The sequence below is a fragment of the Cedecea sp. B1(4) genome (genome assembly GCF_059414925.1).
Genome location: NZ_JCAHMZ010000012.1, coordinates 19,466 through 33,404 on the forward strand (window position 1 = coordinate 19,466; position 13,939 = coordinate 33,404).

Genomic DNA, 13,939 nt, shown 5'->3' on the forward strand with positions numbered 1-13,939 from the left:
AAAATGATTTTCCCGCCGCTTTGTCAGGTCTTTAATTTAAGATTATATTGAATTGATCCTTCCAAGATCTCTTAATAACTAATTGTTTTTATTTTAGTTATTTTTATTTTAATATAATTCAAGCCTTGGCTCTTACTCTTTTTCTTAAAGTTCATTCCTTATTTCCCGCAGGCTAATTCAACACATTGTGTTGTGTATACTCGATCGCGCCTGAAACCTTTTCAGGTAAATCTCCATTCATTCAATGAAGGGAAATTGTAATGAGAAAAACCCTTTATGGCGCTTTAGCCATATTTACGCTGGCTGCCGCCGGCGCGGCGAATGCTGACCCTGTAGCTGTGGGTGATGCGGCCGGCGCGCAGGCGACGTCTGTGTCTGCAGGCAGTTCTGCTGCAACCAGCGCCAGCACTGTTGGGTCTGCGGTTGGTGTGGCATTAGCCGCAACCGGTGGCGGCGACGGTTCAAACACCGGAACCACCACAACCACGACGACCAGCACCACCACCCGTTAACGTTTGGGTGTTTTTAACCATAACCACACTTCGGTGTGGTTATTTTAAATCGGGGAATCACCGTGCAGCGACTCGCAATACTCTTTGTCTGTCTGTTACTCCAGGCGTGCTCAGCGACCACCAGAGGGCTTGGCACCTCGCTTTGGAACAGTATTGCCGGAGGTGGGGGCGTGCAACTTACCGACGATGAAATTGCCGAGATGCGCTACGCGAGCCAGTACATGAGCATCAACAACGGCCCGCAGCTGTTTGTGGTGCTCGCCTATAACGAAGACGGCCAGCAGAAGTGGGTGACGCAGGACAGATCGGTCATCGTCACGCAGAACGGCCGCATTGTGAAAACCTCCGGGCTGGGCGACAACCTGACGGAAGTGACCAACCTGGCCCGTGACCCGATGGCGAACGTGAAACAGATTAAGGATGGCGCGAGCTGGACCCGGCAGATGGCCTGGACTGAACGCCAGCAGGTTCGCTACGCCACCGCAACGTCCACCTTTGAATTTGACGGCACCGACACGGTGAAGCTTGGCAGTAGCCTGACCAAAGTGCGCGTGCTGGAAGAAGAGGTGACCGCACTTGGGAAAAGCTGGACGAACCGCTATTGGGTGGACGATGAAGGCCAAATCCGCAAATCAAAACAGTACCTTGGCCCTGGTTACTGGCCCATTACCACGCTTCTCGTGAAGGCGGCAAAACAATGAAAAAACTCCCCTTTACATTGATGACACTGCTTTTTGCCAGCGCCTTTACCCACGCAGAAAGCACCGTGACGGTTTATACCCAACCACAAACGCAGCCGCGGGTGATTAAAGATGCTGCACGGCTGGCGGACTTAGTGACTAACCCTGCATTAAGCCGCACCTGGTGGCCTGCGGCGGTGATTAGCACCCGGCAGGCAAGCGCCGCAGAAGAGCAAAAACACCGGCAGCTGCTGGCGCGCCTGGCTGAAGTGGCGGCGGACGAAGGCGGAGACGACGGCGCGGCAATCAACGGACTGCGCCAGCAGCTCAGCGCTATGCAGGTTACCGAGCGGCAGTTTGTCGATCTGGACCCCGACTGGGTTCGCCTTCACCCGCAGTCAAACGTGCCGCTTCAGGGGGAATACAGCCTTTGGACCGGGCCGCAGCCCGCAACCATCACCCTGGTGGGATTAGTCAGTTCGCCCGGCGTGAAACCTTTTACCCCCGGACGCAGCGTGGATGACTATCTGGACGACGTCAGCCTGCTGAGCGGGGCCGAAAGAAGTTATGCCTGGGTAATTTACCCGGACGGCAGAATCGAAAAAGCGCCAGTGGCTTACTGGAATAAACGCCATAGAGAACCGTCGCCAGGCAGCCTCATCTTTGTGGGATTCTCTGACCGCCTTTTCAGTTCCACCTTTGATGAACTGAACCAGCAGATTCTTAATACCCTGACCCATCGGATACCGGATTAATGAAAAAACGTTACCTGTATAGCCTGATTGCGCTGGCGGTGACTTCCGCCTGCCGCGCCGAAACGTATCCGGCTCCCGTTGGCCCTTCGCAGGCAGACTTTGGCGGCGCGGGTCTGCTGCAAACGCCGACGGCGCGCATGGCGCCTGAGGGCGAATTTAATCTCAACTACCGCGACAACGATCAGTACCGCTTCTACTCCGCCTCCATGCAGCTTTTCCCCTGGATGGAGGCCACGCTGCGCTATACCGACGTGCGCACACGTCACTACAGTAGCGTGAAGGCTTTCTCGGGTGACCAGACCTATAAAGACAAAGCGTTTGATGTGAAATTCCGCCTTTGGGAAGAGGGCTACTGGCTGCCCCAGGTCTCTGCCGGTATTCGTGACCTGGGCGGCACTGGGCTGTTTGACGGTGAATATGTGGTGGCGAGCAAAGCCTGGGGGCCGTTCGACTTCAGCCTTGGCATGGGCTGGGGGTATTTAGGCACCAGCGGCAACATCAAAAACCCGCTCTGTGAATACAGCGACAAGTACTGCCATCGGGATAACAGCTACCAAATGGCGGGTTCCTTCAACTTTAGCGGCATGTTTCACGGCCCGACATCGCTGTTTGGCGGCGTCGAGTACCAGACCCCCTGGCAGCCGCTCAGGCTGAAAGTTGAGTATGAAGGTAACAACTACAGCCACGAGTTTGCAGGTAAAATAGACCAGCGCAGCAGCGTTAACGTCGGCGCTATCTACCGGGTAACCGACTGGGCCGACGTGAACATGAGCTACGAGCGCGGCAACACCTTTATGTTTGGCGTGACGCTCCGCACCAACTTCAATGACCTCAAGCCGGGGTACAACGATTCCCGTCGTCCTGAGTACCAGCCGCACCCGCAGGACGAAATTCTGCAGCATAACGTGGTGGCCAATCAGTTGACCGACCTGAAATACAACGCCGGGCTGATCAACCCGAACATTCAGGTCAAAGGGGACACGCTCTACGTCACGGGCGAGCAGGTGAAATACCGCAATTCCCGCGAAGGCATCGAACGCGCCAACCGCATCGTGATGAATGACCTGCCGGATAATATTCGCACCATCCGCATTACCGAAAGCCGGATTAATATGCCGCAGGTTACCACTGAAACGGACGTTGCCAGCCTGCGCCGTCACCTCGAAGGTGAACCGCTGGGGCAGGAAACTAAGCTGGTACAAAAACGCGTTGAGCCTGTGGTGCCAGAAGGCACCGAGCAGGGATATTACATCGAGAAGTCGCGCTTTAATTATTCAATTGATCCGATTCTCAACCAGTCCATTGGTGGCCCGGAAAGCTTCTATATGTACCAGGTCGGGGTGATGGGGAACGTCGATTACTGGCTGACGGATCACCTGTTAACCAGCGGCAGCCTGTTTGCCAACGTCGCCAATAACTACGACAAATTTAACTACACCAATCCGCCAATGGATTCTACGCTGCCGCGCGTGCGTACCCACGTTCGCGAATATGTAGAAAACGATGTGTACATCAACAACCTGCAGGCCAACTACTTCCAGTACTTTGGGCATGGAATTTACGGCCAGGTTTATGCGGGCTATCTGGAAACCATGTACGGCGGCGCGGGGGCTGAGCTGCTTTACCGTCCGGTGGACAGCAACTGGGCGATCGGCGTCAACGGCAACTACGTCAAACAGCGTGACTGGCGCAGTTCGCAGGACATGATGAAATTTACCGACTACAGCGCCAAAACAGGGCATATCACCGGCTACTGGACGCCGCCGTTTGCTCAGGATGTACTGGTTAAGCTCAGTATCGGCCAGTATCTGGCGCAGGATAAAGGCGGCACGCTGGAGATTTCCAAACACTTTGACAGCGGGATCGTGGTGGGCACCTACGCCACCATCACCAACGTGTCGAAGAAAGAGTATGGCGAGGGGGATTTCACCAAAGGTTTCTACATCAATGTGCCGCTGGATATCTTCTCGGCTTACCCGACCCGCAGCCGGGCACAAGTAACCTGGACACCGCTGACGCGTGACGGCGGGCAGATGCTGGGCCGTAAGTTTGACCTGTACGGCGTGACCAGCGACCGCAGCGAAAATTTCCGCTAATGAAGGTAAGTAAATAAACTAGATCAAGATCACACATTAGACGTATAACAGCCTCTCAAGACCACAATAAAAATGAGAGGCCGTTATGCCTGCGACACCGCGTTTTTCCTGGATTTCTACCGTCATGCAGACGGTGCTTAATCTGGGGCTGTTAGCCCTTGGGCTGATTTTGATTATCTTCCTCGGCAAAGAGACCATTCACCTGGCCACCGTATTGTTTGCGCCGGGAGATGACGCCAGCTCGTATCTGTTTATCGAGGGGCTGGTGGTTTACTTCCTCTATTTCGAGTTTATCGCGCTGATTGTGAAGTATTTTCAGTCGGGCTATCACTTCCCGCTGCGCTACTTTATCTACATCGGCATTACCGCAGTTGTTCGCCTGATTATCATTGACCACAGTTCGCCGCTGGACGTGCTGATCTACTCGGCCGCGATTCTGGTGCTGGTGATTACGCTTTGGTTGTGTAACAGCCAGCGCCTGAAGCGGGAATAAAAAAGGGCGGCCCTGGGGCCGCCTGAATAAAGTGCTAAGGTCAAAGTGAGGGTTGCAGTGGTATGGCATAAAGATGAAGCAAATGACTTTCAGGGATAAACGTTAACCTTTCACCCCGCCAGCGGTCAGGCCGCTCACCAGCCAGCGCTGGGCTAGCAGGAACACAACGGTAATCGGTATCGCGGAGAGCACCGCCGCGGCGGCAAAATCGCCCCACAGGTAGTTCTGCGGGTTAAGGTATTGCTGCATCCCCACGGCCAGCGTGTAGCTGTCCACGTCGCGCAGCAGCAGCGAAGCTACCGGCACCTCGGTAATCGCGGCAATAAACGACAGAATAAAGACCACGGCCAGTATCGGTACGGACAGCGGCAGCAGCACCAGACGGAATGCCTGCCACGGCGTCGCGCCATCCAGCGCGGCAGCCTCTTCCAGCGAGCCATCAATCGTTTCGAAATAGCCCTTAATCGTCCAGACGTGAAGCGCTATCCCGCCTAAATACGCAAAAATCACCCCACCGTGCGTGTTCAGACCAATAAACGGAATGTACTGGCCCAGACGATCAAACAGGGCATACAGCGCCACCAGAGACAGTACCGCCGGGAACATCTGGAAAATCAGCATCCCTTTCAGCAGCGTGGCTTTGCCGGGGAAACGCATACGGGCAAAAGCGTAGGCGCAGGTTGTAGAAAGGGTAACGATACCTATCGCCGTGATCCCGGCAATTTTTATCGAGTTCCACAGCCAGAGCAGCACCGGGAACGGTGGCGGCGTGACGCGACCGTCCGCGTGCTCAACGCTAAAGCCAAGTGCCAGCTGCCAGTGTTCCCATGAAACCTGGTCCGGGATCAGGCTCCCGGTGGCAAAGTTACCCGGACGCAGCGAGATGGCGATGACCATCAGCAGCGGGAACATAATTGCCGCGATAAACAGCAGCAGCAGAAAGTGCGTGAGAAACAGACGCAGCTTTTGAGATTTGGGTTGCACCATGGCCATCGTCGGTCTCCTTAATCAAACTTCATGCGGGTGGCTTTCAGGTTCACGATCGCAAGGGCGCCCACCAGCAGGAAGATAAGCGTTGCGATAGCTGCCGCCAGGCCAAAGTCCTGACCGCCGCCGCCTTCAAAGGCGATGCGGTAGGTGTAGCTCACCAGCAGGTCGGTATAACCGGCTGGCGTGGTCGTCCCGAGTCTGTCCGGGCCGCCGTTGGTCAGCAGCTGAATCAGAACGAAGTTGTTAAAGTTAAAGGCGAAGCTGGCAATCATCAGCGGCGTGAGCGGCTTAATCAGCAGCGGGAGCGTGATTTTAAAGAAGTTCTGGAACGGGCCCGCGCCGTCCATCGCCGACGCCTCATAAAGATCGTCAGGAATAGCTTTCAGCAACCCCATGCACAGAATCATCATGTAGGGATAACCCAGCCAGGTATTGACGATGATGATCATTGAGCGAGCGGTGGTTGGGTCGCTGAACCAGGCGGGCTTAATGCCGAACAGTGCTCTCAGCATCATATTGATTTCGCCAAAGCTTTGGTTGAATAAGCCTTTGAAAATCAAAATAGAAATAAACGAAGGCACGGCGTAGGGCAGAATTAACAACAGGCGATAAGCCGCCTTGCCTTTGAGCGCTTCCCACTGCACTACGCAGGCCAGCACCATCCCCACCGCGACGGTAAGAATCACCGTCAGCACGGAGAAAATCACCGTCCAGACGAAGATAGCCAGGAACGGTTTTTGGATCCCGTCATCGTGAAAAACGCGCAGGAAGTTTTTCCAGCCGATAGTGACCGTATAGCCCGGGCTTAGCTGTTCTCCGGCCCAGCTGCCGTCGGCGTTTACCGACTCGTAAAAACCAATATGGTCGTTCGGGGCGTATTTTACGCTGGTCTGGTTATTGGTCAGCTCGCCGTTTTCCGCCAAAGTGTAGAGCGGGCGTGTGCCGGAAAACTGGCGAAGCGAGCTCATCACCACCTTACTTTCATCCGGTAACACAGCGGTTATCTGGCTCAGCGCCTGGCGGTTTTGGGTGATCACGCGCAGGTTGCCGCGCTCGCCGGTTGGCAACGCATCGGCTTCTTTCAGCTGGATTTTTTGTTCGCCACCAAAGGTAAACTTGTCCGAGACATAGTTTTTCCCGCTTTCCCCGTCGGTGAGCGCTAACGTCCATGCATTGCCGTCTGGGTAAAGGCCAAAGTTGAACGTTTTGCCAGCCTGGTACTGGCGGTCCATCAGCACTTGCTGCGCGCGTTCAAACGTCAGCTGGTTGGTGCTGCTGTAGTTGGTAAAAGCGATTGCGATAGTGCAGATCAGCGGGAAGAGGACGAACAGCCCCATGCCGGCCATGCCGGGATAAACGTAGCGCCAGGCGTATGCCTTACGGTTAGCAAAAATATAGAGGCCAAGTGAGCTTAAAATCAGCGTCATGATGGCGAACAGGTACTCCCCCTGGGCGTACATTAAAACCACTAGATAGCCAACCAGCAGGCCCAATGCCCCGATGACTGACCATTTCAGTCCCTCGTTTTGCCACCAGCGGCTCTTTTTAACTGCATCCATGGGGTGTTCCTCTACAGCGTGTTATTTCCCTTCACCCTAACCCTCTCCCCAAGGGGGAGAGGGGACAGAAAGGGCCTGTTTTCTCACTCCAGCGGGGGAGCGGGCTCAATCCTAATGCCCTCTCCCCTATGGGGAGAGGGCCGGGGTGAGGGGCAAGATTTACTTAGTGATACGTCCCTGAGCATCCTTCAGCGCAGCATCAACGGTCTGGCGGCCGCTAACGGCGTTGATAACCGCGGTGCGTACGGCATACCAGAAGGCAGACATCTGAGGAATATTAGGCATAATCTCGCCCTTCTGGGCGTTATTCATGGTGGCGGCAATACGTGGATCTTTCGCCAACTGCTCCTGGAACGATTTCAGCGCCACGGCACCGAGCGGTTTGTCCTTGTTCACATCCGCCAGACCCTGGTCGGTCAACAGGTAGTTCTCAAGGAATTCTTTCGCCAGTTCTTTATTCGGGCTGGCGGCGTTGATACCGGCGCTCAGGACGCCGACAAACGGTTTAGACGGCTTTCCTTTAAAGGTCGGCAGCAGCGTCACGCCGTAATTGATTTTGCTCTTATCGATATTGGACCAGGCCCACGGGCCGTTGATCGTCATCGCCGTGTCGCCTTTGTTAAACGCGGCTTCGGCAATGGAGTAGTCGGTGTCGGCGTTCATCTGCTTGTTCTTGATCATATCGACCAGGAAGCTCAGGCCGGCTTTCGCCCCCGCGCTGTCTACGCCCACATCTTTTACATCATATTTGCCGTTTTCGAACTTGAAGGCATACCCGCCGTCTGCCGCAATTAGCGGCCAGGTGAAGTACGGTTCCTGCAGGTTGAACATCAGCGCGCTCTTACCTTTGGCCTTCAGCTCTTTATCCAGGGCGGGGATCTCCTCCCAGGTTTTCGGCGGGTTTGGGACCAGGTCTTTGTTATAAATCAGCGACAGCGCCTCTACCGCAATCGGGTAAGCAATGAATTTGCCGTTGTAACGTACGGCGTCCCAGGTAAACGGATAGAGTTTGTCCTGGAAGGCTTTATCTGGGGTGATTTCGGCCAAAAGGCCGGACTGCGCATAGCCACCGAAGCGGTCGTGAGCCCAGAAGATAATGTCCGGGCCATCGCCGGTTGCCGCCACCTGTGGAAATTTTTCTTCAAGCTTATCAGGATGTTCAATGGTGACTTTAATACCGGTATCTTTCTCAAACTTCTTACCGACTTCGGCCAGGCCGTTGTAGCCCTTATCACCGTTAATCCAGATGACCAGTTTGCCTTCTTCGATTTTTGCCAGTGCAGAGGCGGAAAGCATCATCGTTGCCAGGGCTGACAAAGCGAGAACGCGGGCGCCGGTTTTCATTTTCATGTTCCCATCCTTTTGAGTGGTGGTGTGCGCTTCATAGGGTAGTGCAGATTCACGCTGCTAAGTCTGCGGAGATGGCAAGCGCTTCTCATCCTCCTTTGCTCTACGCCCCTGGGCAGTTATCTGTGATCTGCTTTGCATAACTCAGCGTTATGTGTCCTGGCGCACATAAAAACGCAGCGAAAACTGAAGCCGCGATCACGAAAATCCCTTGTGCCGCCTGCAACCGGTTGCAGATACCACGCTCTCATCCTCCCGCCTCCTCCCCCATAAAAAAGCCATAGGGCGGAGGATTTACCAAATGTAGCTATCCCTCATAGTCGGACACATCTTGAATCACCTGTCCGACGGCAGGCGGCAGTAATGAGGGAGTGGTAATGGCTAGCGTGCAGCTACGGAACGTAACAAAAGCCTGGGGTGACGTGGTGGTGTCGAAAGACATCAATCTCGACATCAATGAGGGAGAGTTTGTGGTTTTTGTCGGGCCATCTGGCTGCGGTAAATCAACGCTGCTGCGAATGATCGCAGGCCTTGAAACCATCACCAGCGGCGAGCTGCTGATTGGTGAAAAACGGATGAATGACACCCCTCCCGCCGAGCGTGGCGTGGGCATGGTCTTTCAGTCATACGCCCTCTATCCCCATCTCTCCGTCGCCGAAAACATGTCCTTTGGCCTGAAGCTGGCCGGGGCAAAAAAAGACGAGATCAACCAGCGCGTGAATCAGGTTTCCGAAACCTTGCAGCTCGCACATTTGTTGGAGCGCCGCCCGAAGGCGCTGTCCGGTGGGCAACGTCAGCGCGTCGCGATTGGCCGAACCCTGGTGGCGGAGCCGCGAGTGTTCCTGCTGGATGAGCCGCTTTCCAACCTGGATGCCGCGCTGCGCGTGCAGATGCGCATTGAGATCTCCCGCCTGCACAAGCGCCTGGGCCGCACGATGATTTACGTGACCCACGACCAGATTGAGGCGATGACCCTGGCCGACAAAATCGTCGTGCTGGATGCCGGCCGGATTGCGCAGGTCGGGAAACCGCTAGAACTGTATCACTACCCGGCAGACCGCTTCGTGGCGGGCTTTATCGGGTCGCCAAAAATGAACTTCCTGCCGGTAAAAGTGACCGCGACGGCCATTGACCAGGTGCAGGTGGAATTGCCTAACCGTCAGCATGTCTGGCTGCCGGTGGAAAGCCGCAATGTTCAGGTGGGGGCCAATATGTCACTTGGCATTCGCCCGGAACACCTGCTGCCGAGCGACATTGCTGACGTCACCCTTGAAGGGGAAGTGCAGGTCGTTGAGCAGTTGGGACATGAGACTCAGATTCACATCCAAATCCCCGCCATTCGTCAGAACCTGGTTTACCGCCAGAACGACGTGGTGTTGGTAAAAGAGGGTGCCACATTCGCTATTGGCCTGCCGCCAGAGCGCTGTCATCTGTTCCGAGAAGATGGCACCGCATGTCGTCGGTTGCATCAAGAGCCCGGCGTTTAAGCATTCCCATAAAAAAGAAAAGCAATGATCTCAGGAGATAGAATGATGATTACTCTGCGCAAACTCCCACTGGCGGTAGCCGTGATTGCAGGCATCGTGTCTGCACAGGCCGGCGCCGTTGATTTCAAGGGCTATGCACGTTCTGGTATTGGCTGGACAGGCAGCGGCGGTCAGCAGCAGTGTTTTAAAGCGACAGGTGCTGGCTCTAAATACCGTCTGGGTAACGAATGTGAAACTTATGCTGAAATTGAATTAGGTCAGCAAGTTTGGCAAGAAGGCGAGAAAAGCTTCTACGTTGACACCATGATTGGTTACGCCACCAACCAGCTGAACGATGACGAGGACACTAACGGTGGCCCGCGCGTGCGCCAGATGAACGTGGTGGGTAAAAACCTGATTGACGCGCTGCCAGGCGCGAACATTTGGGCAGGTAAGCGTTACTACAAGCGCCATGACGTGCACATGATCGACTTCTACTACTGGGACGTTTCTGGCCCGGGTGCTGGCCTGGAAGATATTAACCTGGGCTTCGGTAAACTCTCCCTGGCCGCAACCCGTAACGGTGAAGCAGGCGGTTCAGAAGCCTTCATCAACGGCACGACCAAAAAACAAGATCTGGCGAACGATATCTTCGATATCCGTTTAGGTCAGATGGAAGTGAACCCAGGCGGTTCTCTGGAAGTGGGCTTTGATTACGGTCGCGCCAATACCAGCAAGCACTACGATTTCGGCGTCGTGGATCCGACCAAAAATGGTTGGTTGGGTACCGTAGAACATACCCAGACCTTCCTCGGCACCAGCCTGAACAAATTTGTGGTGCAGTACGGCACTAACGCGATGGCGCAAACCAACGGTACCGGGCGCCCGAATACCTTCCAAAACAACGACGGTAAAATGCTGCGCGTGATCGACCACGGGGCGATCGACTTCAACGATACCTGGGGCCTGATGTACGTGGGTATGTACCAGGATATCAACCGTGATGATAAGAACGGTACCCAATGGTGGACCGTGGGCGTTCGTCCTATGTACAAATGGACGCCAATCATGAGCACCCTGCTGGAAGTGGGTTACGACAACGTGAAGTCTCAGCTGACAGACAAATCCAACAACCAGTACAAAATTACCCTGGCACAGCAGTGGCAGGCGGGGAACAGCATCTGGTCTCGTCCAGCTATCCGCGTCTTTGCAACCTACGCCAAGTGGGATGAGAAATGGGGCTATTCCTCCAGTGATTCCAACGACGCTAACTACGTAGCTGGCACGCCATCCGGCATTGCTTTCAGCGATACCAGCGCCCGTACTTTTAGCCGCGGCAACGACAGCGAAGTCACCTTCGGTGCTCAGATGGAAGTCTGGTGGTAAGTTAACCCGCTGCGCGGGTGCTTAGCGCCCGCCAGTTTCACATGCCTGACCCGTCTCTTTTTTGCCTGAAGGAGACGGGTTCGCTTCGAGGATAAAACAATGAAAAAACATCTTCTCGCGCTTTGCCTGCTTCCCGTTCTGGGCTTATCGTCCCTGCCGGCCTCTTTTGCTGCTAATTCGGCGATTAACCCGCAAAACATCTCAACCGCCCCGTCTATTCCTGCGGAAAAATTACAGAGCCTGCCGTGGATCCCGCTGATGCCGCCCGTTAGCCAGGACGTGGTGTTGACGGCTTCTTCGGCCAGCCTTAACGTCGGGGAACTCACCGGGAGCGTGGCGGCGTTTGTGCTGCCTGCGGATCAGGGCTCACTGGAAATCACGCTGACCAGCCTTGTAAAAGACTTGAGCGTTTATGCGCCAAACGTACTTATTCTCGACGGGCAGATGCAGCCTTCTGCTTTCTTCCCGAGCAGTTACTTCCAGTACCAGAAACCGGGCATGACCTCCGGCAACCGTCTGGAAAACGTCATGAAGCTGACTCCGATGATGGGGCAAAAACAGATCTACATGCTCGTCTACACCACGAAACGCGATCTGACGGAAACGACCCGGATGATCAACCCGGCGAAACTCTATGCCGAAGGGGCAAGTAACGCCATTCCTGATGTGGCTGACCCGATCGCCCGCCACAGTGGGCAAGGTAACCTGACGGTGAAGCTGAAAACCGAACAAAACAGCGGCAACATCATGATCGGTAAGATCTTTGGTGGATCCGATACCAAACCTGTTGTAGTCGGTAACGTCGCGCCGCCGACGGCTTACTCCGCCCCGGCCGTTGCTCCTGCACCAGTGGCAGCCCCTGCTCCGGCGCCAGCCGCGAAGAGCGAGCCAGTGCTCAATGATACGGAAAGCTATTTTAACCACGCGATTAAACAGGCCGTGGATAAAGGCGACATTGATAAGGCCCTGAAACTGCTGAATGAAGCCGAGCGCCTGGGTTCCACCTCCGCCCGTAAAACTTTTATCAGCAGTGTAAAAGGCAAGGGGTAACCATTTCCCCACGTTGCTGATGCTTGAAGTATTGGTGCGCTCAGGCGCACCTTTTTTTTCCGTAGCCTAAAAGCTTTAAGTTGCTGTTGCTCAATTGTTGCGGTATTTGCCGCGTGTGTTGCCATTGTCTGCCCGCACAGAGATGTTCTGCGTTACAATGCCATCAGGTTATGTATCGGAGAGTATTCCCATGTCCGACGCGCTGTCGCCGTTGCGCGCCCTGAATTTCTACACGGAGGTCCCGCAAGGGCTTAGCTCCGCTTATCTCGACTGGCTGTTGCTGGAAGATTCGATGACTAAACGCTTCGAACAGCACTGCCAAAAAGTCACCGTCCGCATCGTGCGCGAAGGTTTTGTCCCTGCTGGCAATGATTTGCCCGAAGCCGATTTATTACCTGCCTCTGCGCGTTACTGGCTGCGGGAAATTATCCTCTGCGGGGATGACGAACCTTGGCTGCTGGGGCGCACCGTGGTGCCTGAAAGCACGCTTGATGGCCCTGAGCTGGCGTTGCAAAAGCTTGGTGACACGCCGCTCGGGCGCTACCTGTTTAGTTCATCAACCCTGACGCGTGACTATATTGAGATTGGCCGCAGCGCCGAACTGTGGGGACGCCGTTCCCGACTGAGACTTTCCGGTAAGCCTTTGTTGCTGACCGAACTGTTCCTGCCGGCATCTCCGCTGTACGAAGAGGAAAAATAATGGAGTGGAGTCTTAAGCAGGGAAAACTGCTGGCTTATCACCGGTTAATGCGTACCGATAAGCCCATTGGCGCTTTGTTGCTGCTATGGCCCACGCTGTGGGCGCTGTGGGTGGCCACCCCGGGCTTACCCTCGCTGCTGAATCTGGTTGTTTTTATCGCTGGCGTCTGGCTGATGCGCGCCGCGGGCTGCGTGGTGAACGATTATGCCGACCGTAAATTTGACGGCCACGTAAAGCGCACCGCTCAGCGCCCGCTGCCCAGTGGCGCAGTTTCTGAGAAAGAAGCGAAGATGCTGTTCGCGGTGCTGGTGGGCCTGGCTTTCCTGCTGGTGCTGACGCTCAATACCATGACGATCTTGCTGTCCGTGGCCGGCCTGGCGCTGGCATGGGTGTATCCGTTTATGAAGCGCTACACCCATTTGCCTCAGGTGGTGCTGGGTGCGGCTTTTGGCTGGTCCATTCCTATGGCATTTGCCGCCGCCAGCGAATCGGTGCCATTAAGCTGCTGGCTGATGTTCCTCGCTAACATTTGCTGGACCGTGGCGTACGACACGCAGTATGCGATGGTCGACCGCGACGACGACCTGAAGATTGGCATTAAGTCGACGGCGATCCTGTTTGGCCGCAACGATAAGCTGATCATCGGCCTGCTGCAAATCGCCACCATGCTGTTGATGGGCGTTGTGGGCTGGCTCAATGGGCTGGGTGGCGCGTTCTACTGGTCAATTTTGCTGGCGGGCGGGCTGTTTGTGCATCAGCAGAAGCTGATCGCCAGACGCGAGCGTGAAGGCTGCTTTAAAGCGTTTATGAACAATAACTATGTCGGGCTGGTGCTGTTCCTGGGCCTGGCGTTGAGCTACCTGCATTTCTGAGTCAGTCTTCAGGCAATAAAAAAGGCGGGTTAA

Annotated in this window: 13 protein-coding genes; 10 read left to right on the forward strand and 3 right to left on the reverse strand. The window is 55.1% G+C overall.

Annotated features, from left to right (window positions below):
- Positions 1-260: 260 nt before the first annotated feature.
- The 5 genes from yjbE (at position 261) to psiE (ending at position 4,536) form a co-directional block, all read left to right on the forward strand.
- Complete coding sequence (gene yjbE, locus ACR6JA_RS20305) at positions 261-512, forward strand: exopolysaccharide production protein YjbE (protein WP_008455862.1); 252 nt, start codon at positions 261-263, stop codon at positions 510-512.
- Positions 513-574: 62 nt separating this feature from the next.
- Positions 575-1,213, forward strand: a complete 639-nt coding sequence (locus ACR6JA_RS20310; protein ID WP_213714931.1) for a YjbF family lipoprotein — start codon at positions 575-577, stop codon at positions 1,211-1,213.
- Positions 1,210-1,947: a capsule biosynthesis GfcC family protein gene (locus tag ACR6JA_RS20315; protein WP_494494273.1), complete on the forward strand. Its 738-nt coding sequence runs from the start codon at positions 1,210-1,212 to the stop codon at positions 1,945-1,947. The genes ACR6JA_RS20310 and ACR6JA_RS20315 overlap by 4 nt, the downstream gene beginning before the upstream one ends.
- Entirely contained in the window at positions 1,947-4,043 is a 2,097-nt protein-coding gene (locus ACR6JA_RS20320; RefSeq protein ID WP_213714927.1) for a YjbH domain-containing protein, read from the forward strand. Before ACR6JA_RS20315 ends, ACR6JA_RS20320 begins: the two co-directional genes overlap by 1 nt.
- 85 nt (positions 4,044-4,128) lie before the next feature.
- Positions 4,129-4,536: a phosphate-starvation-inducible protein PsiE gene (gene psiE, locus ACR6JA_RS20325; protein ID WP_008455857.1), complete on the forward strand. Its 408-nt coding sequence runs from the start codon at positions 4,129-4,131 to the stop codon at positions 4,534-4,536.
- 102 nt (positions 4,537-4,638) lie between these two features.
- Here psiE and malG read toward each other — a convergent pair whose 3' ends face one another.
- The 3 genes from malG to malE all read right to left on the reverse strand — a co-directional run bounded on the left by malG (position 4,639) and on the right by malE (position 8,435).
- The gene (malG, locus tag ACR6JA_RS20330) at positions 4,639-5,529 is read right to left on the reverse strand and encodes a maltose ABC transporter permease MalG (protein WP_213714925.1); all 891 of its coding nucleotides are present in this window, start codon (positions 5,527-5,529) and stop codon (positions 4,639-4,641) included.
- A gap of 11 nt (positions 5,530-5,540) precedes the next feature.
- Entirely contained in the window at positions 5,541-7,085 is a 1,545-nt protein-coding gene (gene malF, locus ACR6JA_RS20335; protein WP_494494272.1) for a maltose ABC transporter permease MalF, read from the reverse strand.
- Between the two features lie 159 nt (positions 7,086-7,244).
- A complete protein-coding gene (malE, locus tag ACR6JA_RS20340) occupies positions 7,245-8,435 on the reverse strand; it encodes a maltose/maltodextrin ABC transporter substrate-binding protein MalE (RefSeq protein ID WP_008455851.1) in 1,191 nt (396 codons plus the stop codon).
- A 374-nt stretch (positions 8,436-8,809) separates the two neighbouring features.
- Here malE and malK point away from each other — a divergent pair, with 374 nt between their 5' ends.
- The 5 genes from malK to ubiA all read left to right on the forward strand — a co-directional run bounded on the left by malK (position 8,810) and on the right by ubiA (position 13,906).
- Positions 8,810-9,919, forward strand: a complete 1,110-nt coding sequence (gene malK / locus ACR6JA_RS20345; RefSeq protein ID WP_008455848.1) for a maltose/maltodextrin ABC transporter ATP-binding protein MalK — start codon at positions 8,810-8,812, stop codon at positions 9,917-9,919.
- Positions 9,920-9,961: 42 nt separating this feature from the next.
- Positions 9,962-11,284 carry a maltoporin gene (locus ACR6JA_RS20350; RefSeq protein WP_008455847.1) on the forward strand — a complete coding sequence of 441 codons (1,323 nt, stop codon included), beginning with the start codon at positions 9,962-9,964 and terminating at the stop codon, positions 11,282-11,284.
- A 99-nt stretch (positions 11,285-11,383) separates the two neighbouring features.
- The gene (malM, locus tag ACR6JA_RS20355) at positions 11,384-12,334 is read left to right on the forward strand and encodes a maltose operon protein MalM (RefSeq protein ID WP_213714918.1); all 951 of its coding nucleotides are present in this window, start codon (positions 11,384-11,386) and stop codon (positions 12,332-12,334) included.
- A 190-nt stretch (positions 12,335-12,524) separates the two neighbouring features.
- Entirely contained in the window at positions 12,525-13,034 is a 510-nt protein-coding gene (gene ubiC, locus ACR6JA_RS20360) for a chorismate lyase (protein ID WP_008455844.1), read from the forward strand.
- The gene (ubiA, locus tag ACR6JA_RS20365; protein WP_213714916.1) at positions 13,034-13,906 is read left to right on the forward strand and encodes a 4-hydroxybenzoate octaprenyltransferase; all 873 of its coding nucleotides are present in this window, start codon (positions 13,034-13,036) and stop codon (positions 13,904-13,906) included. The genes ubiC and ubiA overlap by 1 nt, the downstream gene beginning before the upstream one ends.
- Positions 13,907-13,939 lie beyond the last annotated feature (33 nt).

Coding starts and splice junctions, on each gene's coding strand:
- psiE (WP_008455857.1), top strand. CDS start 4,129: ATGCCTGCGACACCGCGTTTTTCCTGGATTTCTACCGTCATGCAGACG.
- malF (WP_494494272.1), bottom strand. CDS start 7,085: ATGGATGCAGTTAAAAAGAGCCGCTGGTGGCAAAACGAGGGACTGAAA.
- malK (WP_008455848.1), top strand. CDS start 8,810: ATGGCTAGCGTGCAGCTACGGAACGTAACAAAAGCCTGGGGTGACGTG.
- malM (WP_213714918.1), top strand. CDS start 11,384: ATGAAAAAACATCTTCTCGCGCTTTGCCTGCTTCCCGTTCTGGGCTTA.
- ACR6JA_RS20350 (WP_008455847.1), top strand. CDS start 9,962: ATGATGATTACTCTGCGCAAACTCCCACTGGCGGTAGCCGTGATTGCA.
- ubiA (WP_213714916.1), top strand. CDS start 13,034: ATGGAGTGGAGTCTTAAGCAGGGAAAACTGCTGGCTTATCACCGGTTA.
- malE (WP_008455851.1), bottom strand. CDS start 8,435: ATGAAAATGAAAACCGGCGCCCGCGTTCTCGCTTTGTCAGCCCTGGCA.
- malG (WP_213714925.1), bottom strand. CDS start 5,529: ATGGCCATGGTGCAACCCAAATCTCAAAAGCTGCGTCTGTTTCTCACG.
- ACR6JA_RS20315 (WP_494494273.1), top strand. CDS start 1,210: ATGAAAAAACTCCCCTTTACATTGATGACACTGCTTTTTGCCAGCGCC.
- yjbE (WP_008455862.1), top strand. CDS start 261: ATGAGAAAAACCCTTTATGGCGCTTTAGCCATATTTACGCTGGCTGCC.
- ubiC (WP_008455844.1), top strand. CDS start 12,525: ATGTCCGACGCGCTGTCGCCGTTGCGCGCCCTGAATTTCTACACGGAG.
- ACR6JA_RS20320 (WP_213714927.1), top strand. CDS start 1,947: ATGAAAAAACGTTACCTGTATAGCCTGATTGCGCTGGCGGTGACTTCC.